This is a genomic window from Streptomyces sp. NPDC002130 (assembly GCF_040296465.1).
Classification (GTDB): domain Bacteria; phylum Actinomycetota; class Actinomycetes; order Streptomycetales; family Streptomycetaceae; genus Streptomyces.
The window spans coordinates 65,447-88,986 of the sequence record NZ_JBEOXI010000002.1; the positions used below are offsets into that span (position 1 = coordinate 65,447).

20 protein-coding genes are annotated in these 23,540 nt (G+C 72.8%); 12 read left to right on the plus strand and 8 right to left on the minus strand.

Annotated features, from left to right (window positions below; translation table 11 throughout):
- Nucleotides 1–58 precede the first annotated feature (58 nt).
- Entirely contained in the window at nucleotides 59–1,069 is a 1,011-nt protein-coding gene (locus ABT116_RS00765; protein WP_351625846.1) for a substrate-binding domain-containing protein, read from the minus strand.
- A 363-nt stretch (nucleotides 1,070–1,432) separates the two neighbouring features.
- On the opposite strand from ABT116_RS00765, the gene ABT116_RS00770 reads away from it, so the two are divergent.
- Nucleotides 1,433–1,780: an ArsR/SmtB family transcription factor gene (locus ABT116_RS00770; protein ID WP_351625902.1), complete on the plus strand. Its 348-nt coding sequence runs from the start codon at nucleotides 1,433–1,435 to the stop codon at nucleotides 1,778–1,780.
- The gene (gene mgtA, locus ABT116_RS00775; protein ID WP_351625849.1) at nucleotides 1,770–4,262 is read left to right on the plus strand and encodes a magnesium-translocating P-type ATPase; all 2,493 of its coding nucleotides are present in this window, start codon (nucleotides 1,770–1,772) and stop codon (nucleotides 4,260–4,262) included. Before ABT116_RS00770 ends, mgtA begins: the two co-directional genes overlap by 11 nt.
- Here mgtA and ABT116_RS00780 read toward each other — a convergent pair.
- On the minus strand, nucleotides 4,253–5,812 hold the full coding sequence (locus tag ABT116_RS00780) for an LCP family protein (protein WP_351625850.1): 1,560 nt from the start codon (nucleotides 5,810–5,812) through the stop codon (nucleotides 4,253–4,255). The genes mgtA and ABT116_RS00780 overlap by 10 nt on opposite strands.
- Before the next feature lie 77 nt (nucleotides 5,813–5,889).
- Here ABT116_RS00780 and tatA point away from each other — a divergent pair, with 77 nt between their 5' ends.
- A complete protein-coding gene (gene tatA, locus ABT116_RS00785) occupies nucleotides 5,890–6,135 on the plus strand; it encodes a Sec-independent protein translocase subunit TatA (RefSeq protein ID WP_351625852.1) in 246 nt (81 codons plus the stop codon).
- On the opposite strand, the gene ABT116_RS00790 is transcribed toward tatA, so the two are convergent.
- From ABT116_RS00790 to ABT116_RS00800, 3 genes are all read right to left on the minus strand, one after another.
- Nucleotides 6,092–7,336, minus strand: a complete 1,245-nt coding sequence (locus ABT116_RS00790; RefSeq protein WP_351625854.1) for a cytochrome P450 family protein — start codon at nucleotides 7,334–7,336, stop codon at nucleotides 6,092–6,094. The genes tatA and ABT116_RS00790 overlap by 44 nt on opposite strands.
- A gap of 124 nt (nucleotides 7,337–7,460) precedes the next feature.
- Complete coding sequence (locus ABT116_RS00795) at nucleotides 7,461–7,919, minus strand: DUF6114 domain-containing protein (protein WP_351625857.1); 459 nt, start codon at nucleotides 7,917–7,919, stop codon at nucleotides 7,461–7,463.
- The gene (locus ABT116_RS00800; protein WP_351625859.1) at nucleotides 7,919–8,587 is read right to left on the minus strand and encodes a DUF6230 family protein; all 669 of its coding nucleotides are present in this window, start codon (nucleotides 8,585–8,587) and stop codon (nucleotides 7,919–7,921) included. The genes ABT116_RS00795 and ABT116_RS00800 overlap by 1 nt, the downstream gene beginning before the upstream one ends.
- A gap of 630 nt (nucleotides 8,588–9,217) precedes the next feature.
- Here ABT116_RS00800 and ABT116_RS00805 point away from each other — a divergent pair.
- Nucleotides 9,218–9,859: a Tat pathway signal sequence domain protein gene (locus ABT116_RS00805; RefSeq protein ID WP_351625861.1), complete on the plus strand. Its 642-nt coding sequence runs from the start codon at nucleotides 9,218–9,220 to the stop codon at nucleotides 9,857–9,859.
- 19 nt (nucleotides 9,860–9,878) lie between these two features.
- Here the strand turns inward: ABT116_RS00805 and ABT116_RS00810 are convergent, their stop codons facing one another.
- Entirely contained in the window at nucleotides 9,879–10,802 is a 924-nt protein-coding gene (locus ABT116_RS00810; RefSeq protein WP_351625864.1) for a lytic polysaccharide monooxygenase auxiliary activity family 9 protein, read from the minus strand.
- A 362-nt stretch (nucleotides 10,803–11,164) separates the two neighbouring features.
- On the opposite strand from ABT116_RS00810, the gene ABT116_RS00815 reads away from it, so the two are divergent.
- The 5 genes from ABT116_RS00815 to ABT116_RS00835 all read left to right on the plus strand — a co-directional run bounded on the left by ABT116_RS00815 (nucleotide 11,165) and on the right by ABT116_RS00835 (nucleotide 18,238).
- Nucleotides 11,165–12,967, plus strand: a complete 1,803-nt coding sequence (locus tag ABT116_RS00815) for a S8 family peptidase (protein WP_351625866.1) — start codon at nucleotides 11,165–11,167, stop codon at nucleotides 12,965–12,967.
- A gap of 280 nt (nucleotides 12,968–13,247) precedes the next feature.
- Nucleotides 13,248–13,895 carry a ScbR family autoregulator-binding transcription factor gene (locus tag ABT116_RS00820; RefSeq protein ID WP_351625869.1) on the plus strand — a complete coding sequence of 216 codons (648 nt, stop codon included), beginning with the start codon at nucleotides 13,248–13,250 and terminating at the stop codon, nucleotides 13,893–13,895.
- A gap of 55 nt (nucleotides 13,896–13,950) precedes the next feature.
- The gene (locus ABT116_RS00825; protein WP_351625872.1) at nucleotides 13,951–15,135 is read left to right on the plus strand and encodes a damage-control phosphatase ARMT1 family protein; all 1,185 of its coding nucleotides are present in this window, start codon (nucleotides 13,951–13,953) and stop codon (nucleotides 15,133–15,135) included.
- Nucleotides 15,136–15,263: 128 nt separating this feature from the next.
- On the plus strand, nucleotides 15,264–17,432 hold the full coding sequence (cyc2, locus tag ABT116_RS00830) for a germacradienol/geosmin synthase Cyc2 (RefSeq protein WP_351625880.1): 2,169 nt from the start codon (nucleotides 15,264–15,266) through the stop codon (nucleotides 17,430–17,432).
- Between the two features lie 245 nt (nucleotides 17,433–17,677).
- Nucleotides 17,678–18,238 carry a PDZ domain-containing protein gene (locus ABT116_RS00835; RefSeq protein ID WP_351625883.1) on the plus strand — a complete coding sequence of 187 codons (561 nt, stop codon included), beginning with the start codon at nucleotides 17,678–17,680 and terminating at the stop codon, nucleotides 18,236–18,238.
- 9 nt (nucleotides 18,239–18,247) lie between these two features.
- On the opposite strand, the gene ABT116_RS00840 is transcribed toward ABT116_RS00835, so the two are convergent.
- Entirely contained in the window at nucleotides 18,248–19,003 is a 756-nt protein-coding gene (locus ABT116_RS00840) for a metallophosphoesterase (protein WP_351625886.1), read from the minus strand.
- A 182-nt stretch (nucleotides 19,004–19,185) separates the two neighbouring features.
- Here ABT116_RS00840 and ABT116_RS00845 point away from each other — a divergent pair, with 182 nt between their 5' ends.
- Genes ABT116_RS00845 through ABT116_RS00855 form a run of 3 tightly spaced genes read left to right on the plus strand, consistent with a single transcriptional unit; the run spans nucleotide 19,186 to nucleotide 22,097 of the window.
- Nucleotides 19,186–20,313: an aminopeptidase P family protein gene (locus ABT116_RS00845; RefSeq protein ID WP_351625890.1), complete on the plus strand. Its 1,128-nt coding sequence runs from the start codon at nucleotides 19,186–19,188 to the stop codon at nucleotides 20,311–20,313.
- Nucleotides 20,314–20,359: 46 nt separating this feature from the next.
- Nucleotides 20,360–21,349, plus strand: a complete 990-nt coding sequence (locus ABT116_RS00850) for a phosphotransferase (RefSeq protein ID WP_351625905.1) — start codon at nucleotides 20,360–20,362, stop codon at nucleotides 21,347–21,349.
- A gap of 40 nt (nucleotides 21,350–21,389) precedes the next feature.
- On the plus strand, nucleotides 21,390–22,097 hold the full coding sequence (locus ABT116_RS00855; RefSeq protein ID WP_351625893.1) for a hypothetical protein: 708 nt from the start codon (nucleotides 21,390–21,392) through the stop codon (nucleotides 22,095–22,097).
- 12 nt (nucleotides 22,098–22,109) lie between these two features.
- Here the strand turns inward: ABT116_RS00855 and treZ are convergent.
- Nucleotides 22,110–23,540: malto-oligosyltrehalose trehalohydrolase (treZ, locus tag ABT116_RS00860; RefSeq protein WP_351625895.1), on the minus strand; the 1,431-nt coding region annotated here is incomplete at its 5' end.

The following is a 23,540-nucleotide window of genomic DNA, read 5'->3' on the forward strand; positions in this document are numbered from 1 at the left end:
GGACCTGCGGGCCGGGCCTGACCGAATCTTTGGCGACACCGTCACAGGAAGCGCCCGGTCACCGGGTCCCGGCGGCCGCGAACCGTGCCACGGCGGACACGTTCGACCTGGTCACGAACGCGGGACCGGTGAGCACCGGCGCCGTTCCGCCGCCGCTGACGTTGCCGTTGGTCCGGTACAGCCACAGGGCGTCCACCGCCAGGTAGCCCTGCAGGTAGGGCTGCTGGTCCACGGCGAACTGCACCTCACCGCTGCGCACCGCCTGCACCAGGTCCTTGTTGAGGTCGAAGGTGGCGACCTTCGCCCGGCTGCCGGACCGCCGCACGGCCTTGACGGCGCTGAGCCCGTACTGGGCGCCCAGGGTGACGACCTCGTCGATGCTCGTGTCCTGCCGCAGCCGTGCGGCGATCGTGGCGGTCACCGCGTTCATGTCGCTGCCGTCCACGTACAGGTTGTCGGTGGCGCCGGGGAACGTCTTCCGCATTCCGGCGCAGCGCGCCTCGAGCGCGACGTTGCCCCGCTCGTGCACCACGCACAGGGCGTGCCGGGCCTTGACGTCGTTCAGCTTGTCCCCGACGGCCCGGCCCGCGACGGACTCGTCCTGGCCGAAGTACTCCAGCAGGCCCGCGGGCCGCCAGGCGTCGATCCCGGAGTTGAGTCCGACGACGGGGATGCCGGCCGCCCTGGCGCGGGCGATCGGGCCCCGCATCGCCGCCGGCTTGGCCAGCGTCACCGCGATGCCGTCGACCTTGTCGCGGACCGCGTCCCGCACCAGCCCGGCCTGCGCGGCCGGGTCGGCGTCGCCGACGTACGTCAGGTGGATGCCGTCCTTGGCGGCAGCCGTCTCGGCACCCCTGCGCACCAGGTCCCAGAAGGCGTCCCCCTTGCCGCCGTGGGTGATCAGGGCGACCTTCATCCCGCCGCCCGGTCCGCCCGCGGCGTCCCCGCCCGCTCCGTCGTCGGCGGCGCCGAGGAGGGAGCAGCCCGAGACCAGCAGACACAGGGCGGACAACAGGGCCGCGACCCGGATGCCTCTGCCGGAGGTGTGAGGCGGGCAAGGAGTGTTCATGGGGGGCGGACCTCGCTGTGCGGCCGAGCAAGAGCAGGGTGAGAGTGCGGACGGGGCCGCAGGGACGCACCGGCCGGATGACTCTCGCTGGCCCGGAGCCAACCGTGTGTGACCACTGGTCGTCAAGTGAGCGGCCACATGCCGTGAGTTGATGCTGCCGCATCGTGATGATCTGTCCGGCCGGTCGAACGAAGGGCGGTTGCGGATGCTCTCACCTCGGCTTTTCCATACCGTCCATGCGGTTCGGCCGTCTGTGCGAAGCGGCCTGACGAGGTGAGGAACGCGTGCCGCGGGGGGCCTCCCAGGCCCGCCTAGACTGGGGCGGCGCACAGGGCGAGGCAGGCGACGGAAGGGGCGGTGACGGTGGCGGCAGCCGGCGGTGGCTTCGAGGACCCCTCCGAGGACGTGCTCGCCCGGGCGGCCGCGTCCTTCGCCCTGCTGGCCTCGCCCGCCCGGCTGCACATCGTCTGGGCGCTGGCGCAGGGCGAGAGCGACGTGACCGGGCTCGCCGAGCGGGTCGGCGGCGCGCTGCCCGCGGTCAGCCAGCACCTCACCAAGCTGAAGCTGGCCGGACTCGTCCGCTCCCGCCGTGAGGGCCGCCGGCAGGTGTACTACGTCGACGATCCCGACGTCGTCGAGGTCGTACGGCTCCTGGTGGACCGGCTCACGGACCGCGCCGCACCGGCGCGCCGCCGCCTCCATGGCCTCTGAGCCCGCCGACGGCACCACACTGGAGGTGCTGCGGCGGCTGGAGTCGGGGCCCCGCGGGCTGACCGACACGGAAGCCGCCTCCCGGCTGGCCGCGTTCGGCGAGAACACGCTGCCGGACCGCCGCACCCCCTCCTGGCTCCGCCGGTGCGCACGCGCCCTGCGCGACCCCTTCACCGCCGTACTCCTCTGCCTGGGCCTGGTGTCCGCCGCCGTCGCCTCCTGGGGCACCGCCGTGGTGATCCTCGCCCTGGTCGCGGTCAGCTGTGTGCTGCGGGCGAGCGGGGAACACCGGGCCGACCGTTCCCTGGCCGCCCTGCGCGAACTGGTCGCGGGCACCGCCACGGTGCTGCGCCGCACCGACCCCGCCGAGCAGCCGGACCCCCGGGAGGTGCCGGTCGCCGAGCTGGTCCCCGGCGACGTGCTCCGGCTCGGTCCCGGCGATCTGGTCCCGGCGGACGTACGGCTGCTGCGGGCCCGCGGGCTCATGGTGCAACAGGGGGCACTGACCGGGGAGTCGGCGCCGGTGGCGAAGCGGGCGGCCGACGACGACGTCCCCGACGAGTCCCGGCTGTGCTTCCAGGGCAGCACGGTCGCCTCCGGCAGTGCCACCGCCGTCGTGACCGCGACCGGGGCCGGAACGCGGTTCGCCGCCGCCCACCGTGTGCCGGACGCGCCCCGGCAGGGCGGGGCCTTCGACCGGTCCGTGCACGGCATCTCCTGGGTGCTGATCCGGTTCATGCTGCTGACACCGCCGCTGGTGCTGATGGCGAACGCGACCCTGCGCGACCGCGGCCTGGAGACACTGCCCTTCGCGGTCGCGGTCGCCGTCGGGCTGACGCCCGAGATGCTGCCGGTGATCGTCACGACCTGCCTGGCCCGGGGCGCCGCCCTCCTCGCCCGCGCGCACGCCGTGATCGTCAAACGGCTGCCCGCCCTGCACGACCTGGGCGCGGTCGACGTGCTGTGCGTCGACAAGACCGGCACCCTCACCCAGGACCGTCCCGTCGTCGAGCGGGCCCTCGACCCGGCCGGCCGGGACGACCCCGAGGTGCTGCGCTGGGCCGCCGTCGGCGCCTGGTGGACCCTCCAGCTCGCCGAACTGCCCTCCCCCGACGCCCTCGACGAGGCCCTGCTGGAGGCGGCCGGGCCGGTGGGCGAGGAGTACGACGGGGTGGACGCCGTGCCGTTCGACCCCGTGCGGCGCACCTCGACGGCGGTGGTACGAGGCGGCCTCGGACAGCACACCGTCGTCCTCACGGGCGCCGCGGAGGCCGTCCTGGAACGCTGCGCGACAGCGCCCGGCGAACGCGAGCGGCTGCTCGCCCTCGCCGCCCGGGAGGCGGACGCCGGGCTGCGGGTCCTGGCCGTCGCCACGGCCGACCGCCCCGCCGGCGCCCGCACGGCCGACGCCCGTGGCCTGGCCTTCCGGGGCCTGGTGACCTTCCGGGACGCCCTCGCCCCCACCGCCGCCGAGGCGCTGCGCGCCCTGGCCGACCGCGGCGTCACCGTGAAGGTGCTCACCGGCGACCACCCGGCCACGGCGGCCCGGGCCTGCCGGGACCTGGGTCTGGACCCGGGCGAGGTACGCACCGCCGCACAAGTCGCCGACGGCCCGGGCGGCTCGACGGTCGTCGCCCGCTGCACCCCCGAGGACAAGGCCCGCGTCGTCACCGCGCTGCGCGCCGCCGGGCACACCGTGGGCTTCCTCGGCGACGGTGTGAACGACGTGGCCGCGCTGCGCGCCGCCGACGTCGGCATCGCACCCCGCTCGGCCGTCGGCGTGGCACGGGAGAGCGCCGACGTCGTGCTCGCCGACAAGGACCTCACGGCGATCGGCCACGCGATCACCGCAGGCCGGCACGCCAGCGGCAACATCGCCTCGTACCTGCGCGTCACGCTCTCCTCGAACCTGGGCAACGTCGTCGCCATGCTCGCCGCCGGTCTCCTCCTGCCCTTCCTGCCGATGCTCCCGGCCCAGGTGCTCGCCCAGAACCTGTGCTTCGACGCGGCCCAGCTCGCCTTCGCCCACGACCGTCCCGGCACGGCGGCCCTGCGCGGCCCGGCGGTGCTGAGGCCGCGCTCCTTCCTCCGGTTCGCCCTCGGCTTCGGGATGCTCAACGCGCTCGCCGACCTCGCGACCTTCGCCGTCCTCGCGCTGGCGCTGAACGGCCCCGACACGGTGGACGACGAAGCCGTGTTCCATTCCGCCTGGTTCACCGAGAACCTGCTCACCCAGGCCGCGGTGATGCTGCTCCTGCGCACCGGACGGCGCGACGCAGCGGGCCGCGCGCCGGGCCCGGTCGGCCTGGCGGCGGCCGGCCTCGCCGCCGTCGGCCTGCTCCTCCCTCCGAGCCCCCTCGGGGCGGCCCTCGGCATGACGGTCCTGCCCGCCGCGTACTACCTGCTGCCGGCCGTCGTCCTCGGCCTGTACGCCCTGGCCCTGGCGGCGGCCCGGACCCGGCAGCGGCGGCGTCAGCCGTAGGTGAGGTTCGAGCAGGGGTCGTCGTCCGCGGACCTGGCCCCGTCGGCGACCTCGGAGGGCACGGCGGTCGGCGCCGGGGACGCCGAGGCGCCCGCCGCCGGGTCGTCCGCGTACGACTGCCCGAGGACGACGCTGATCCCGCTGCCGGTCGTGGACCGGAGCTCGGCTCCGGGGAAGGTCCGGGCCACGGTCCGGGCCCGGTCCTCCAGGCCCGGTCCGTACTCGACCAGCGTCGTCGTGTGGTCCTGCTCGGCCGCCGTCGCCGTGCCCGTCACCGTGAAGCCGTCCCCGGTCAGCGTGGCGGCGGCGCGGGCGGCCAGGCCGGGGACGGCGGTGCCGTTGTAGACGGCGACGTCGACGCCCTCACCGGAGACCGGCGCGGGGGAGGCGGAAGAGGCCCCGGAACCGGACGTCGCGCTCTTCTTCCCGCCGGCGTTCTTGCCGTCGATCGTGCGGTCGGACCTGAGCGCGGCCCACAGGGCGTCCGCGTCCGGCTGGACGATCGCCACCCGGGATCCCTCGTAACGCCAGGGCAGGGTGACGAACTTGGTGTTGTGCAAATCGATGTCCTTCAGGGACATCGCGAAGGAGATCAGCTTGTCGGCGGAGCCCAGGCCCGGGTCCACGGTGAGGGACTTCGTGGCGGCGTCGGCCAGCGGCAACAGCTTCGTGGGGGTGAGGCCCTTGCTCTTGACCTCCTTCAGCAGGCTCGCCACGAACGCCTGCTGGCGTTTGATCCGGCCGATGTCGGAGCCGTCGCCGATGCCGTGCCGGATCCGGACGTAGTCCAGCGCCCTCTGCCCCGACACGGTCTGCTCGCCCTTGGGGAAGAGCAGCTTGCCCGGGGCGGTGAGATGCGGGTTGAGATCGTTCTCGTAGACGTTCTGCGGCAGGCACACGCGCACCCCGCCCACCACGTCCGTCAGCTCCGCGAAGCCCTTGAAGTCGACGACGACCGTGTGGTCGACGCGCAGCCCGGTGAGCTGTTCGACCGTGTTCTGGGTGCAGGCCGGGTTGCCCTCGGCGGTTTGGCCGACCGAGTACGCGGCGTTGAACATGGTGTTCGGCCGGGCCTTGGTCCAGGTGCCGTCGGGCAGTTTGCAGGGCGGGATCGTGACCAGCGTGTCACGCGGGATGGAGACGGCGATCGCGTGCCGGTGGTCGGCGTAGACGTGCAGCAGGAAGGCGGTGTCGGAGCGGCCCACGTCGTCCTTCTCGCCGCCGCCCAGCGCGTTGTTGCCGCCGGTGCGGGTGTCGGAGCCGATGACCAGGACGTTCTGGCCCTTCGACGAACCGGCGTCGGGGCGGTTGTCGGAGAGTCCGCCGGAGTCGAACGTGCTGATGTCGCCGTCCAGCTTCAGGTACAGCCAGCCGGCACCGCCGGCGGCCAGGACGAGCAGCGCCAGTGTGATCAGGAGGGCGGTGCGTATGCCGCCGCGGCGGCGGCCGCGCCGGCGCCTGTGGTCCCGGGGCGCGCCCCGGTTGCCGTGGCCGGTGCCCCCGCTCCGGTGCCGCGGCGGGTCCGTCGTCCGATTGCTGGTGACCGTCATCGGCGTCTGTTTGCCTCTCGCCCGTGGGTTGTACAGTTGCGCAATGTAGCAACTGTCGACGAGAGAGAGGGCAGGACATGCTGCGCAACGGACTGGAGCCCTGGCATCTGCTGATCGTGGCGATCGTCGTGATCGTCCTGTTCGGATCGAAGAAACTGCCGGACACGGCACGGTCGCTGGGCCGCTCGATGCGGATCCTCAAGAGCGAGGCCAGGGCCCTGAAGGACGAGGGCGCCACGGAGCCGGACTCCCCGGCCGCGGCGCCCGCCGCACCGCCCGTCAGCCGGTCAGAACCGGCAGCGACCGATGCCCGTGCGAAATGAAGGAGTCCACCGGCGCCGGCCCGCCCGACGGTGCGGCGAGAGTGAGGCCGGGGAACCGGTCGAACAGCGCCGGCAGGGCCACGCGCGCCTCCAGCCGGCCCAGCGGGGCGCCCAGGCAGTGGTGGACCCCGTACCCGAACGCCAGATGATCCTTCGAGGCTCGCGTGACGTCGAAGACGGCGGCGTCCGGGCCGTGCTGCTCAGGATCGCGTCCGGCGGCGGCGTACGCGGCGAGGATCGCCTCTCCCTTGCGGATCACCGCGCCGTCCGGGCCGCCCAGTTCACCGAGGGGGAGGTCCTCGACGGCGTACCGCAGCGGCAGGCTGGCCACCGGCGCCTCGGCCCGCAGGGTCTCCTCGATCACATCGTCCCAGGAGGCCCGCCCCTCGCGGACGTGCGCGAGCTGGTCGGGGTGGGTGAGCAGCGCGTGGACGGCGTTGTCGAGCAGGTTGACCGTCGTCTCGTGACCGGCGCTGATCATCAGCATCAACGTGTCGAGCAGCTCCTGCTCGCTGAGCCGCGTGCCGCTCTCCTCCTCGTGGGCCGAGATCAGCGCGGAGGTCAGGTCGTCGCCGGGCGCCGCCTTTTTCGCGGCGACCAGTTCACCGAGGACGGCGTAGAACCGGGCGTAGATGTCGGCGACTTCGGCCGCGTCGGCCGAGGTGTGGAAGACGCCGTCCACCACGACCCGCAGCTCGGCACCCAACTCCTCGGGCAGTCCGAGCAGTTCGCCGATGACCCGGATGGGCAGCGGATAGCAGAACTCCTCCCGCAGATCGACCGTGAGCCCGTCGGCCCCCGCCTTGGCGACACGGTCGAGGAGCGCCGCGGTGATCTCCTCGATCCGGGGCCGCAGCGCGGCGGTGCGGCGGGGGGTGAACGCCTTGGAGACGAGGGAGCGCAGCCGTTTGTGCTCGGTGCCGTAGGCCGTGAACATGTTCCGCACCGCGACCCAGGTGTAGAGCGGCCAGTCCGGTGAGACCTCGCCGTCGATCCAGCGCTGCCAGTGCCGGCGTGGGTCCTTCGACACCCGCGGGTCGGTGAGCAGCCGCTTCAGAAGCGGCGCGCTGCTGACCGCCCAGGCCGGGACACCGTGGGGGAGTTCGACGGGCGTGACGGGTCCGCGCTCACGGATCCGGGCGGCCTCGCCGTTGATGTCGCGGCCGGTCGGGTCGATCACGATCGGGCGGCTGAACTCCATGGGCCTCTCCCTGGGCTGACGGCGGATCGCGGGGCGCGCACCCGCCGGTGGGCGAGCGCGCGACACGTCCAGCCAAGTGGCCGCGGCCGGACGGCGCCAGGGGACGGAGGATCACTGACCTGATTCAGGCGGTCTGGCCGGTCTTCCGCTCCAGCGGCCGCGTCACGGCCTGCGCGGCCTTGGCGTCCCTGCGGCGCTGCCTGCGGCCGACACGGGGTTCCTGGTCCGGGAGCCAGCCGAAGGCGAGGCAGCTGCCGGTCACGCCCAGGAGCAGGCCGACGAAGAAACCGCCCAGGTTGGAGGTCATCCAGGTGCCCAGGGAGACCAGGACGCCGATGACGGAGTAGAACAGACGCTGGGTGGGGTTGAAGAGGATCAGCACGCCGCACAGCAGCATCACCACCGGGAGCAGATAGCCGGCCAGGCCCTGCATGCCGACGTGCAGGATGACGTCCAGCGACGCCTTCAGGGTGAGCAGGACCTCCGCCCCGCCCAGGGCGAGCAGCAGCCCGCCCCAGAACGGACGGCCGGCCCGCCACTGCCTGAAGGCGGGCCGGAATCCCTGGAGAGGGCCGCGCGGCATCAGCAACCCGATCCGCTGAAGCCCAGCTTCAGGCCCGGCAGCTTGAACACACCGGCCGTCGTCGCGTAGTTGGTCTGCCGCAGGTTGGCGATGTGCACCGTGTCGGACTGCTGGCTGAACACGCCGATCGGTCCACGGCCCTTCGGGCCCGCCTTGTTCAGGGTGCTGGCGTCGTTGCCGATCTCGATGTTGGTGAAGGCGGCGTCGCCGGACAGCTCGGTCGAGTCGGTCGTCAGATCGCTGGCGCGCACCTTCTGCGAGCCCTCACCCGCCCGGATGACCAGGTTCGTGCCACCCAGGTCCACGCTCTGGCAGAGCTTGGTGAGCGTCGCGTTCTTGATCACGGAGGTGACGACCAGCACCTGACCGCCGGTCTCGCCCGCGTTGGGGCTGCCCTCGGCCATCTCGTCCAGGCCGCCGAACTGCGCGAAGCCGGTGCCGTCCAGCTCGGTGGCGGTGACGGTGAAGGGCATGCCGGAGATGGCGAACTGCACGCCCAGCGCACCCTCGGCGGTGAGGACCGCGAGGCCGGCGGCGGCCAGGGTGGCCGGCACCGCCATCACGGCGGCGCGGCGCGCCCGGACCCGCCCGCGTCGGGCGGGACCACTGACGTCGGGGGCGGCGGCGCCGTCCGGTCTTTCGGGGGTGTGCTCGGCGGAGGAGGTCATGTGTGCTCCAGGTGCATGTCGGTGCGGATCGGACTTCGGTGGCACGTTGCCCTGGCGCGGACATCGACCGCGTACGCACGTCTCCCGCAACTCCCGGCGGTTGCAAGGGCTTTCTCGTTACGCCGCAGTAGCCGTCGAGGAAGTTACCGGGGGTTACATGAGGGGTCAAGGGAAGTGTGAACAAAGAGTGTCGATTGTGCGCCAGGGGTGAGCCGTCCATGCCCCGCAAGACTCAGCCCAGGCACAACTCCCCTGTGAACCCTTGACGTTGGCGGAGACGCAGGTCTACAACTCTCCTCGTCCCACCGGATCCGTGGCGCCGGATCCGTCACGCGGCACGTCCTCGTGTCCCGGACCCGCCCGTCTCCGTACGGGCATCTCGTCGCCCGGTGCGTCCGCACGGGCTTTCCCTCGCCCGAGCCCACGCCACGGCATGGCCGCTTCCCTGGCGCCGTGCCACCAGCCACCCCCCGCCCGGCCCGGCCGGAGGTCCCCTCCCGTGTGAGCCTCCGGCCGGTGTCCGGCCTGCCGTTGCCTGCCCGTCACGTACGGAGAAGGCGTGACGGGCAGGCAACGGCGGACGCCCGGCGCCACCCCCTCACCCCCCGCTATGGAAAGAGGTACACCCGCATGCGTACGCGCACCCTCCTCACCCTCACCGCCGCCGTCGCCGCCCTGGGCCTCGCCGCCCCCGCCTCCGCGGCCGACACCCCCGTCCTGACCACCGCCGACGGCGCCGCCGTCGCGGTCGGCGACGTCCTCGACGCGTCCCTGGCGAGCGGCACCGCCGCCACCTTCTACTCCAGCGCGACCGGCACCAGCGGGATCTCCTGCACCAAGTCGGCGTTCTCCGCCGCCGTCACCGACAACCCGGCCGCCCCCGGCACCGCCACCGAGTCCCTGACCTCGCACAGCTTCGACACCAGCGGCTGCACCACCAACGTCATCGGAGTGCTCGGCGTCAGCGGCATCACCGTCGACAACCTGCCCTACACGACCAGCGTTTCCTCCGGCGGCGCCGTCTCCGTCACCCCGGCCGCGGGCTCCACCGTCCAGTCCACGGTCAAGCTGCGCACCCTGCTCGGCAGTGTCACCTGCGTCTACCAGGCCCCCGGCCTGACCGGAACGGCGAGCAACGCCGACAACAGCATCTCCTTCACCAACCAGCAGTTCACCAAGGTGTCCGGCTCGTCGCTGTGCTTCGCCAACGCCTTCTTCACCGCCAAGTACGCCCCGGTGACCAAGGGCGGTGCCGCCGTCACCGTCAACTAGCCGGCCGCGGGGCGCTGATTCAGCGCCGCCGTAGCCGTACGGCCAGGGCGGCGCCGCCGGTGAGCAACAGCACCGCCGCGGCGCCGCCCGCCAGCATGGGCGCGGACGGGCCGGAGGCCGGGCCGGAGGTGGTGGCCAGCGGCGTCTGGTCGCCCTGCGGCGCGGGCCCGGGGGAGTGCGCGGCAGGGCTCGCCGCCGGCTTCTGCTTCTCCGTCGCCTTCTCTCTGTCCGGTTCGCTCTTCTGCCCGGCCTCCCGCTCCTCCGGCTTCTGCTCCTCCGCCTGCTCCCGAGGCTTCTTCTCCGTCTCCGGGAACACCACGTCCGAGCACGAGTAGTAGGTGTCCGGCGTGCTGCTGTTCTGCCAGACCGTGTACAGCACATGGCGCCCGGTACGGTCCGACGGCAGAGTCACCTCGAAGCGGTACGCGCCGTCCGTCAGCGCCGGGTCCGTCACCTGGGCGAACGGCTTCTCGGGCAGGTCGGACCAGGACAACGGCCCGGCCGGGTCGTAGCCGGGCTTCGTCAGATACATACGGAACGTGCCGGTGTGGGGGATCGTCGAGACGTACCGCATCCGCAGTCTCGCGCCGGGCGTCATCCGGGTCGACGGCCAGTCCGCGCGGGCGAGATCGAGGCCCCGGTAGGCGGGCAGGCCGCCGCTGCACAGCTTCCCGTCCGGGACGACCTCCCGGTCCCGGCCGTTCACGTTCGCCACCCGCAGGTTGTCCCACGCCGTGAACGGCGCGCCGTTCGCCGCGACGGCCGCTCGGCAGGCCGCCGTGCCCGTGCGTTCACCACCCTCCGGCGAACAGGCCACCACCCGGCTCACCGGGTCCGTCGGGGCACCGTGCGCCCGGGCGGGCCCCGCCGCCCACAGCGGCAGCAGCATCGGGGTCACGAGGGCGGCCGCGAGTGCGGTGCGGTGTGCGGTCGTACGAGGCATCCGTCTGCATCTCCTCGGCCCGGGCGGCGACGTTCGGTAGTGCAGTACGGGAAATCGGCCCGACGCGTTCATCACGCCACGACCTGCTCGAAAAGGGTCCATTGGGCGCCCAACTGCCCGCCATAGAGGGTCGTGTTCCAGCCTGATCGAGGGTTTCCCCCGTATCCCGGTGACCTTTCCTTTGCCTATCGTTCGACCACAGCTGACCCACAGGTAACCCCGAACGGGTCCGCTTCCGCCACACGCCTGGCCGGCCATCGCGTCGCTCTTCGCTTTTCGAACCACCCCCCTGCGCTTCGAGGACGAAGCGAGTCCACCGCCGCTCCGCCCAGCCCGGAGTCCGGCCACGAAAGGCAACGACCGTGCGTACCTCCCCAGAGCTCAGACGGAAGCTGATATCCGTCGCCGCCGTCTCCGCCGCCCTGCTGACCGCAGCCCCCGCCTCGGTCGCCGTCGCCCAGGAGTCCGCCCCCCGCGCGGCCGCCGTTCCGGCCGCCCAGACGGAAGCGGCCCCCGGCATCCAGGCCGAGCGCCTCATCGTCGGCTACAAGTCCGGCGCCGACGAGGCCAAGTCGAACAAGGCCGCCGCCGCCGACGCCGAGTCCAAGGCCGAGAAGACCGGCGAGGAGATCGACTTCCAGCGCCGCCTCGGCACCGGCGCCGCCCTCGTCGAGCTGGGCGCCAACCCCACCCGTGCCTCCGTCGCCGACGTCGTCGCCCAGTACAAGGCCGACCCGCAGGTCGCCTACGTCGTCCCGGACCGCCTGAACAAGCCGACGGCCGTCACCCCGAACGACACCGACTACAGCAAGCAGTGGGACCTGTTCGAGTCCACCGCGGGCATGAACGTCCCCGGCGCCTGGGACACCACCACCGGCAGCGGCGTCACCGTCGCCGTCATCGACACCGGGTACGTGGCCCACTCCGACCTGGCCGCGAACATCGTCGGCGGCTACGACTTCATCTCCGACACCGCCGTCTCCGTCGACGGCAACGGCCGTGACAGCAACCCGGCCGACCCGGGCGACTGGTACAACGACAACGAGTGCGGCCAGGGCATCGCCGCCTCCGGCTCCTCCTGGCACGGCACCCACGTGGCCGGCACCATCGCCGCCGCCACCAACAACGGCAAGGGCGTCGCCGGCATCGCCTACGGCGCGAAGATCTCCCCGGTCCGTGTCCTCGGCAAGTGCGGCGGCTACGACTCCGACATCATCGACGCCATCACCTGGGCGTCCGGCGGCACGGTCTCGGGCGTGCCCGCCAACACCAACGTCGCCAAGGTCATCAACATGAGCCTCGGCGGGGGCGGCGCCTGCTCCACCGCGACCCAGAGCGCCATCAACGGCGCCGTGAACCGCGGCACCTCGGTCGTCGTCGCGGCCGGCAACGAGAACCAGAACGTCTCGAACGCCTCCCCGGCGAACTGCAACAACGTCATCGCCGTCGCCGCGACCAACCGCGCCGGCAGCCGGGCCTCGTACTCCAACTACGGCTCGCTCGTCGACATCGCCGCCCCCGGTGGTGAGACCCGCACCTCCACCGCCAACGGCATCCTCTCCACGCTGAACTCCGGCACGAAGACGCCGTCGAGCGAGAACTACGCCTACTACCAGGGCACCAGCATGGCCACCCCGCACGTCGCGGGCCTCGCAGCGCTCATGAAGTCGGCCAACTCCGCCCTCACCCCGGCGCAGATCGAGTCCGCCATCAAGGCCAACTCCCGCCCGCTGCCCGGCACCTGCTCCGGCGGCTGCGGCGCGGGCCTCGCGGACGCCGCCAAGACGGTCCAGGCCGTCAAGGGCGGTACGCCCACCACCGGCACGACCTTCTCCAGCACCACCGCCGTCGCCATCCCGGACAACGGTGCCGCCATCGAGTCGCCGATCAGCGTCACCGGCCGCAGCGGCAACGCCCCCTCGGCCCTCCAGGTCGGGGTGGACATCACCCACACCTACCGCGGTGACCTGGTCATCGACCTGGTCGCGCCGGACGGTTCGGCGTACCGCCTGAAGTCCGCCGCGTCGGACTCCGCCGACAACGTGAACACCACCTACACGGTGAACGCCTCCAGTGAGGTGGCCAACGGCACCTGGAAGCTGCGCGTCCAGGACACCGCCGCCCAGGACACGGGCACCCTCAACGGCTGGAAGCTGACCTTCTGATCCTCCTTCGGGAACGCTGAACGAGGCAGGCCACGAACGGGCGGGCCGGCCGGTGCGGATGGGGCACCGGCCGGCCCGCCTTTACGTTTGGCCCCACATCCCCCACAGTTAGATACCGAACGCGCTGTTTTCTTTCACCGGTTTCGCTTGTTTTGCCGGATGTGCACCCGCACTCCGGCACACTGGTGTGATGAGCGCCGTCTCAGGGTGAGTTATCGTGTACGCGGGGTAAAAACAAACGGCATGACCCGTTCATTTCCGTCCCGGGAGAGTTCAGTCGATGGCGAGGCAGTTGCGAGCCGAGCAGACCCGCTCGACGATCATCACGGCCGCCGCTGACCTGTTCGACCGTCGCGGCTACGAATCGACCAGTCTCAGCGACATCGTGGAGCACGCTCACGTCACCAAGGGTGCCCTGTACTTCCACTTCGCGGCGAAGGAGGATCTCGCCCACGCGATCCTCGAACTTCAGTCGCACACCGCCCGCCGGCTGGCGACGGAGACCGACAACCGCGGTCACACCTCCCTGGAGGCGTTGATGCGCCTCACGTTCGGCATCACCCGCATGTCCGTCGAGGACCCGGTGCTGCGGGCCGGGCTGCGACTCGCCACGGGCGGGATCCGGCCCCGGCCGCCCCTGAGCCACCCGTTCACCGAGTGGCTGGACATCGTCACGGCCCGGCTCGTCGCAGCGGTCAAGGAGTCCGACGTCCACCCCGACATCGATATCGACGTCGTGGCCCACTCGTTGGTCTGCTTCTTCGTCGGCACCCGCGTCGTGGGCCGCTCCCGCGAGCCGGTCGCGCGGCAGCCCCGCCGGACGGCCGAGATGTGGAACATACTCATCCGCGGTCTGGTCCCGGTCACCCGCCGAGCTCGCTATCTGAGCCTGGCGGCCCGTCTGGAGCGGGAGATCGTGCCGGTGTGACCAGGGCGCCGGCGGGTCGTCCCGTGCGCGGCGCACGCGCGTTACCGTGAGGCCCATGCCCGACACCCCCTCCGCGCCCCTGCTCCTCGGCAACCAGCCGGGCTCCTTCCCCCAGAGCGTGCTGGCCGAGCGGCACCCCGCGATCATCCAGCAGGTCCGCGAGGCCTTCCCGTACGAACCCGCACAGCACCGCGCCCTCGACGAACTGCTCGTCAACTGCACCGAGGGCGCGATCGAACCCCTCCCCGCCGACGCGCCCGACCGCGCTCAGTGGGAGACCTGGGGGCTGCCCGAGTACACCGGACGCTCCTGGTTCGACGTGCCGTGGCTGTGGTCCGAGAGCTGGTTCTACCGCCGACTGCTCCAAGCCGTCGGCTGGTTCGGCCCCGGCCCCTGGCAGGGCATCGACCCCTTCCGCCCGTTCAAGCTCGCCGAACTCGACTCCGCCGAGACCGACCGGGAACTCGCCGCCCTCGACGACCTCGCCGACCGCCCCGCCGCCGAACAGGCGCAGGCGCTGCTGCACGGCTCCTTGTGGGGCAATCGTGCCGACCTGGGCTTCCGCCTCTCCGCCGAAGGCGCGCGGGACGCGGACGCCGCGCCCGGCCTGGTCGCCGACGACAGCGACCGGCTCTGGTCGCTGCTGGACAGCACCGACGGGGGCACCCTGTGCCTGGTCGCCGACAACGCGGGCCGCGAACTCGTCCCCGATCTCCTCCTCGTCGCCCACCTCCTTCGGACCGGCCGCATCGGGCACGCGGCCCTGCACGTCAAGCCCTGCCCCTACTACGTCTCCGACGCCACCACCGCCGACGTCGTCGACGCGTTGCGCCGGCTGACCGGCGCCGGGGGAGCGGCCGCCGCGTACGGGCGGCTGCTGTGGTCCGCCCTGGCCGACGGCCACCTCACCCTGCGCGCCCACCCCTTCTCCAGCGCTCCGCTGCCGTACGAGGAGATGCCCGGCGACCTGCGCGCCGAGTTCGCCTCGGCCACGCTCACGATCGTCAAGGGCGACCTCAACTACCGCCGCCTGGTGGGCGACCGGCTGTGGGCCCCCACGACTCCCTTCCCGGACGTCACGGCCTACTTCCCCGGCCCGGTCGCCGCCCTGCGCACCCTGAAGTCCGACGTGATCACCGGCCTCGACGCGCCCACCGAGGCCGCCCTGGTCGCGGCGGAGGAGCAGCGCTGGCGCACCAGCGGCACGCACGCGCTGATCCAGGTACGGGACGCCCGGTAGGGGGGGCGCGGTCGAGGGAACGCCACAAGTCACGGCCGAGGCTGCCGTGTTGGCCCCCGATTCACGCGATAGTGTGATCATGTCCGGTCCGGTGGATGTCACCGCGGGACGCCGGGTAGGGCCCGGCCATGACGCAGCCGTTCGAACTCCCGCACTTCTACCTGCCGCACCCCGCGCGGCTGAACCCGCACGTCGACGAGGCCCGGGCCCATTCGACCGGGTGGGCGCGCGAGATGGGCATGCTGGAGGGATCCGGCGTCTGGGAACAGGCCGACCTCGACGCGCACGACTACGGCCTGCTCTGCGCGTACACCCACCCCGACTGCGACGGCCCCGACCTCTCCCTCATCACCGACTGGTACGTGTGGGTCTTCTTCTTCGACGACCACTTCCTGGAGATGTACAAGCGCAGCCAGGACCGCGCCGCCGGCAAGGCCCACCTGGACCGGCTGCCGCTGTTCATGCCGCTGGACCTGTTCGCTCCCGTGCCGGAACCGCAGAACCCGGTCGAGGCGGGCCTCGCCGACCTGTGGGCGCGCACGGTGCCGAGGATGTCCGAGGGGTGGCGCCGCCGCTTCGCCGTGGCCACCGAGCACCTCCTCAACGAGTCGATGTGGGAGCTGTCCAACATCAACGAGGGGCGGATCGCCAACCCCGTCGAGTACATCGAGATGCGCCGCAAGGTCGGCGGCGCCCCCTGGTCGGCGGGGCTCGTGGAGTACGCGACCGCCGAAGTGCCCGCCTGCGTCGCCGGGACCAGGCCGCTGAGGGTGCTGATGGAGACGTTCTCCGACGCCGTGCACCTGCGCAACGACCTGTTCTCCTACCAGCGCGAGGTGGAGGACGAGGGTGAGAACAGCAACGGCGTGCTCGTCCTGGAGACCTTCTTCGGCTGCACCACCCAGGAGGCCGCCGACATCGTCAACGACATCCTCACCTCCCGCCTCCACCAGTTCGAGCACACGGCGTTCACCGAAGTGCCCGCCGTGGCCCTGGAGAAGGGCCTCCGGCCGGACGAACTCGCGGCGGTGGCGGCGTACACGAAGGGGCTGCAGGACTGGCAGTCCGGTGGCCACGAGTGGCATCTGCGCTCCAGCCGCTACATGAACGAGAACGCGCTGCGCGGCGACAGCCCGTGGCCGGGATGCTCCGGCATCGGCACCTCCGCCGCCGACGTCCGCGCCCTGCTCGCGTCGGCCGGTGCCGAGCGGCGGCTGCGCTCGTACACGCACGTGCCGTACCAGAAGACCGGGCCCTCGCAGATCCCCGACATCCGCATGCCGTTCCCGCTGGAGCTCAGCCCGCATCTCGACAACGCCCGCCGGAGCCTGCGCGACTGGGTGGAGCGCATGGGCATCCTCGCCGAGGGCGTCTGGGACGAGGACAAGCTCCGCGCCTACGACCTCGCGCTCTGCTCGGCCGGCCTCGACCCGGACGCCACGTCCGAGGCCCTCGACCTGAGCGCGCAGTGGCTCGCCTGGGGCACCTACGGCGACGACTACTACCCGCTGGTCTACGGCCACCGCCGCGACCTCGCCGCCGCCCGGCTGACCACCGCCCGCCTGTCCGACTGCATGCCGGTCGACGGCGAGGAGCCCCTGCTCCCGGTCAACGCCATGGAACGCGGGCTGGTCGACCTGTGGGCGCGCACCACCGCCGAGATGACGCCCGAGGCGCGGCGCGGGTTCAAGGACGCGGTCGACGCCATGACCGAGAGCTGGGTGTGGGAGCTGTCCAACCATCTCCAGAACCGCGTGCCCGACCCGGTGGACTACCTGGAGATGCGCAGGGCGACCTTCGGCTCCGAGCTCACCCTGAGCCTGTGCCGGAGGGGACACGGCCCGGCCGTCCCGCCCGAGGTCTACCGCAGCGGCCCGGTCCGCTCCCTGGAGAACGCCGCGATGGACTTCGCGTGCCTCCTCAACGACGTCTTCTCGTACCAGAAGGAGATCGAGTTCGAGGGGGAGATCCACAACGCGATCCTCGTCGTGCAGTCCTTCTTCGGCTGTGACTACCCGACCGGGCTCGGCATCGTGCACGATCTGATGAGCCGGCGCATGCACCAGTTCGAGCACGTCGTCGCTCACGAACTGCCCATCCTGTACGACGACTTCCGGCTCACGGCACAAGCGCGTGCGGCGATGGGGGAGTACGTGACGGACCTGCGGAACTGGATGTCCGGCATCCTCCACTGGCATCGGGAGGTGGACCGCTACAAGGAAGCGTGGCTGTCCAAGCGCGCCCACGGCTTCCTCCCGGGTCGGCCGCCCGCCGTACCCGTGCCCGTTCTTCGCTGAGGGGGCGACGTCCCGGCCGGAGGGCCACACCGGCCGGGCGCCCGCCTGCTCCACGGCTCGTACCGCACCCGGCGACCCGGGGGCGGTACGAGCCGTCTCCGCGTTCGGCTCCCCTCCTGACCCTCCCGGCCGTCGGTCAGTCTCACTCGTTCGTGGCTCGTCGGCCGCCGATGCGCCGGGTAGAGCACCTGCCGAGATCGCTCCGGCATCCGCCGGAGCCGATCGGCACCATCCGGAGGCGAGCCATGGAACAGACCGCGCTGCGACCCAAGCCGATGCCGGGGCAGGACCCGGACAGGGCCGCGCCGGCGAAGGGGCCCGGCCCGTCACGGCCGCGCCCGCACGCCGCCCGGCGCCGGGGGAGGCGGTTCCTCAACGTCCTGCTCGCCGGGTTCGCCGGCGCCGTCCTGGTGCTGTCCGGGATCGGCCTCGGGGCGATGGGGGCCACGGTGCTCGGCAAGGGCGGGCGCCTCGACCCACGCGGATGGCACACTCCGTCACCTCCCGTTCCCTCACCCGCGTCCGCTCCCTCGGCGCCCACCGCCGCCTCCCTCGGCGTGCAGGTCATGGACGCCCGCAAGCCGGGGGCCGTGGTCGTGGGGCTGCACGTCCCCGGGCCGGCCCAGGCCGCCGGTCTGGTGCGTGGCGACGTCCTCCTCGCCTTCGGCACGACCCGGATCGACACGGCCGCCGATCTGGTCCGGGCCGTCGCCCGCGCCCGCCCGGGCTCCGAGGTCAGGCTGACGGTCCGCCACCGCAGCGGCGGCTACGAGCAGCTGACGCTCGTACCGGCCGTCGCCGCGTGAGCCGCGCCCTCACGGCACGACGCGGAAGTGGCTCGTGAGCCGGCCCGAGTCGTCCAGGACGTGGAGGGCGAACCCGGGCGGTGCCTCCCGGTCCGCGATGTGCTCGCCCTCACAGGGCAGCCGCAGCGTCCAGGTCACGCCGGGCCCGACGACCAGCGGCCGCCCGGCGAACAGGGTGGCGGCGGGGGTGTGGGCGTGGCCGGTGATCAGCCCGGCGATCCCGGGCCGACGGGCCAGCAGACCGGCCAGCCGGCCGGGGTGACGCAGCGGGTAGGAGTCGGGCAGGGGGTGGTGCAGCGCCACCGGCGGGTGGTGGAGGACGAGCAGGGCCGAAAGCCCGTCGTCGAGTTCGTCGAGGGTCGTCTCGATCCAGTCGTACGTCTCCTCGTCCAGCTCCCCGTCGTCGCGGCCCGGGACGCTGGAGTCGCACATCAGCACCGCGCCGTCGTCGAAGACCTGGACGCTGTTGACCGGCCCCTCGCCCCCGGGCCGGTCCAGCAGCGCCTTGCGGTAGGGCGTACGGCTGTCGTGGTTGCCGGGGCACGTCAGCACCGGGAACGGGGCGTCACCGGCGCGCAGCCCCAGGATGCGGGCGGCCTCCTCGTACTCGGGTTCCGTGCCGTGCTCCGCGATGTCCCCCGTCACCAGCAGCGCGTCCACGGGGCCCGGCAGCCCCCAGAGGCGGTCGCGCACCCGCTCGGCGCGTTCCGTGGCCCGCGCGCTCCCGTCCAGATGCAGATCGCTGATGTGTGCGAGTACCAGCACCGTCGTACGCCCCCTCGATCGAACGCTAATGGAAGAGCTGTATCCAAGCATTACGTCTAACGCTTGGGCAATCCACTGCCGTTAGACAGGTCGACGGGTGAATGCCCGCAGACGGCTCGCGCCGCCTCCTTCGGCCGGGCAGGATGCTGCCCGTAGCCCCTTCGTCCGCCTGGGAGGCCCGGATGACCGGAAGCACGGCAGCGTCCTTCACCGCCGACGACTACCGGGCCCGAATGGAGCGCGCGGCGCGGACGGCCGCCGAGGCCGGTCTCGCGGGCCTGCTGGTCGCCCCGGGACCGGACCTGGTGTGGCTCACCGGCTACACGCCTCCGGCGGTCACCGAGCGGCTCACCCTGCTGGTCCTCGCCGCCGGGCAGGACCCCGTCCTGGTCGTCCCCGCCCTGGAGGCCCCGGACGCGCACCGGGCGGCCGGCGCGCCCGCGCTGACCCTGCGCGACTGGGCCGACGGCAAGGACCCCTACGCCGCCACCGCCGCCCTCCTCGACGCCCCGGGCCGGTTCGGCATCAGCGACAACGCGTGGGCCCTGCACCTGCTGGCCCTCCAGCGGGCCCTGCCCGGCAGCTCCTACGCCTCGCTCACCGAGTCCCTGCCGATGCTGCGTGCCGTCAAGGACGCGGCGGAGCTGGACCTCATGGCGGCCGCGGGAGCCGCCGCCGACGCGACGTTCGAGGAGATCCGGAACGTCCCCTTCGCCGGACGCCGGGAAGCCGAGATCGCCGCGGACCTCGACCGGCTGCTGCGCCGGCACGGACACGAGCAGGTCGACTTCACCATCGTCGCCTCGGGCCCCAACGGCGCCGACCCGCACCACGAGGCGGGCGAGCGCGTCATCGCCCGGGGCGACATGGTCGTCCTCGACTTCGGCGGCCTGCGGGACGGCTACGGCTCCGACACCTCCCGCACGGTCCACGTCGGCGAACCCACCGACGAGGAGCGCCGCGTGCACGCCGTCGTGCGCGAGGCGCAGGAGGCCGGCTTCCGTGCCGTGCGGCCCGGGGCGGCCTGCCAGGACGTGGACCGGGCCGCCCGACGGGTCATCGCCGACGCGGGCTACGGCGAGTACTTCATCCACCGCACCGGACACGGGATCGGCGTCACCACCCACGAGCCGCCCTACATGATCGAGGGCGAGGAGCGGCCCCTCGTGCCCGGGATGTGCTTCTCCGTGGAACCGGGCATCTACCTGCCCGGCCGGTTCGGGGTCCGCATCGAGGACATCGTGACCGTCACCGAGGACGGCGGGCGGCGCCTGAACACCACCCCACGCGAGCTGGTCATAGTGGAGTGAGGCCCCGATGTCCCCAGCACGCCTCCCGAACGGCAACGGCGCGACCATGACCCAGGCACCCACACCCACCGCGGACACCGTCCGCCGGCTGGTCCAGTCCCTCCTCGACGACGCCAAGGAAGGCAAGAACGCCAAGGACGCCAGGAGCGGCAGGGGCGGCAAGGAGAACCGGCAGGGCGGCCCCGGCCCCGGCCCCGACATCCGGCCCGCCACCCGGGATGCCGAACCCGTCACCTGGTGGGTCGGCACCCGCCACGTCCTGCGCCTGGCCCCCGACCGGGACGCCACCCTGCGCCAGCGCCGCGAACTGCGCCTGCGCGAGCTCGTCCGCCCGCACGTCCCGGTGGCGGTGCCGGTCAGCGTCGCCCACGGCGAGTGGGCACCCGGCCTGAGCTACACGCTGGACACCAAGGTGCCCGGCGGCTCGGGGGAGGAGCACGACGTGTCCGCCGTCGGCGAGGCCGACCTCGCCGGGCTCCTCACGGGCCTGCGAGAGGTGCCGGCCCGGCAGGCCGAGACACTCGGCGTGCCGCGTGCCGCGCCGCGCTCCCTGGAGGCGCTGCGCCGGGCCGCCGTACGCGCCGCCGAACGCCTCGCCGACGCCGACGAGTTCGACCCCGCGCGCCTGAACCAGCTCACCCCGCCCGCGGCGTCCCAGCTCGCCGCGCAGCCCGGCTCGGCGGTCCTCACCCACCACGCCCTCACGGGCGGCCACCTCGTGGTCAGCGCCGACGGCAGGGTGCGCGGCGTGCTCGGCTGGGCGGGCACGGCCGTCGGTGACCCGGCCGAGGACATCGCGGGTCTCGCCCTCGCCGTCGGCTCACCCGCCGCCGTACGCGCCGCCACCCTCGCCGGCTACGGTGCCCGCCCCTGCCTGCGCGGCCTGTGGCTCGCCCGCTGCGACGCCGTGATCCGTCTCGCCGACGACCTCACCGGCAAGGACGCCACCCTGCTGCGGACCCGGCTGCGCCGTGCCTGGGAGCCGATCCTGCTGGAACGGGTGACGGACCTGGGGGACGCGGACGACGCCCTGTAGCAGGCCGGGCGGCGCCGTTGCGCAGGGCTATCCTCCGCTCATGAAGCGCACCACCGCGGCGGCCGTGTCCCTGCTGACCGTCGCCGCCCTCATCTCCGCGGCCGGCTGCTCCGGCACGGCCACGGCGTCCGCCGGCGCCACGGCTCCCCCGAAGCGGCAGCCGACCCCGGCGGAACGCGTCACCGCGCTCCTGGTCGGCCGGGCCGACCTCGGCACCGGCTACTCGGTGCGGGAGTTCGACCCGGCCAAGGGGAAGTCCGTCTTCGCCAGGTCCGCGCGGGAGATCACCGGCGACGGGGCCTGCATACCCCTGGCGGCCATGACGCACCAGTTGCCCCTCGGCAGGCCGCAGGCCTCCCTGAGCCGCGTCGTCTCGACCGAGGAGGCGCCCGGCACCCGGATCTACGTCACCCTCGCCACGTACGACCAGGGCATGGCGATGACGGCGATGAACACCCTCCTCGAGGATGCCGTGCAGGGCTGTTCCCTCGGTTTCAGCGTCAAGGCGAACGGCCACGGCGAGCTGTACTACCCGTTCGAGCCGGAGGAGACCCCCGACGTCGGCGACGAGGCCCTCGCGTACCGCGGCATGATCACGGAGGAGGGCGGCGGCTCCCGGCCGATCCGCACCACCGTCGTACGCCACGGCGACGCCATCGTCGTCTGCACCGCGGTGGGCGGCGCCTACATCGCGAGGCCGAGACTCCTCGCGCCCGTCCTCGAGGCACAGGACGCGAAGCTCCGCTGACCCGCTCGGCTGTCAGTCCTGCGCGAGCACCACCGCCGACTCCCCGGGCAGCCGCACCACCCCGTCCGCCCCGGGCTTGTCCACCGGCTCCCACGCGGCCAGCACGCGCGCGTGCGGCACGCCGAGCGGCAGGCCGGCCGGCTCGGAGGCCAGGTTCACCGCCACGAGGACGTCCCCGCGCCGGAAGGCGATCCAGCGCCGCTCCTCGTCGTAGGCCACCTTGGTGTCGGCGAGGTCGGGGTCGGTCAGGTCCGGCTGCTCGTGGCGCAGGGCGAGGAGCTGCCGGTACCAGGCCAGCATGCGCGCGTGGGGCTCGCGGTCCGGCTCGGACCAGTCGAGGCAGGAACGGTCCCGGGTCGCCGGGTCCTGCGGGTCGGGCACGTCCTCCTCCTTCCAGCCGTGCGCGGCGAACTCCCGCCGCCTGCCCCGCCGTACGGCGTCCGCGAGCTCCGGGTCGGTGTGGTCGGTGAAGAACTGCCAGGGCGTGCCCGCCGCCCACTCCTCGCCCATGAAGAGCATCGGAGTGAAGGGCGCCGTCAGGATCAGCGTGGCCGCGCACGCCAGCAGTCCGGGGGAGACCAGGGCCGAAAGCCGGTCCCCTTGGGCGCGGTTGCCGATCTGGTCGTGGGTCTGGCCGTAGCCGAGCAGCCGGTGCCCGGCCACCCGCGTGCGGTCCAGCGGGCGCCCGTGGTGCCGCTCGCGGAAACTCGAGTACGACCCGTCGTGGAAGTAACCACCGGTGAGGGTCTTGGCGAGCCCGCCGAGCGGGGCGCGCGCGAAGTCGGCGTAGTAGCCCTGCGACTCGCCGGTCAGGGTGGTGTGCAGGGCGTGGTGGAAGTCGTCGTTCCACTGCGCGTGCAGCCCGAGGCCGCCTTCGGCACGGGAGGTGATGAGCCGCGGGTCGTTCAGGTCCGACTCGGCGACCAGGAACAGCGGCCGGTCCGTCTCGGCGGCCAGGGCGTCCACGGCCGTCGACAGCTCCTCCAGGAAGTGGCACGCGCGCGTGTCCACCAGCGCGTGCACCGCGTCCAGGCGCAGACCGTCGATCCGGTAGTCGCGCAACCACGCCAGCGCGCTGCCGAGCAGGTACGCGCGCACCTCGTCCGAGCCGGGCGCGTCCAGGTTGACCGCGGCGCCCCAGGGGGTGTGGTGGATGTCCGTGAGGTACGGGCCGAAGACGGGCAGGTAGTTGCCGGACGGGCCGAAGTGGTTGTGCACGACGTCGAGCACCACGCCCAGGCCGAGTTCGTGGGCCCGGTCGACGAAGCGCTTCAGCGCCTCGGGCCCGCCGTACGGCTCGTGCACCGCCCACAGCGAGACACCCTCGTAGCCCCAGCCGTGCGTGCCCGGGAAGGGGCACAACGGCATCAGCTGCACATGTGTCACGCCCAGTTCGGCGAGATGCCCGAGCCGCTCGGCGGCGGCGTCCAGGGTGCCCTCGGG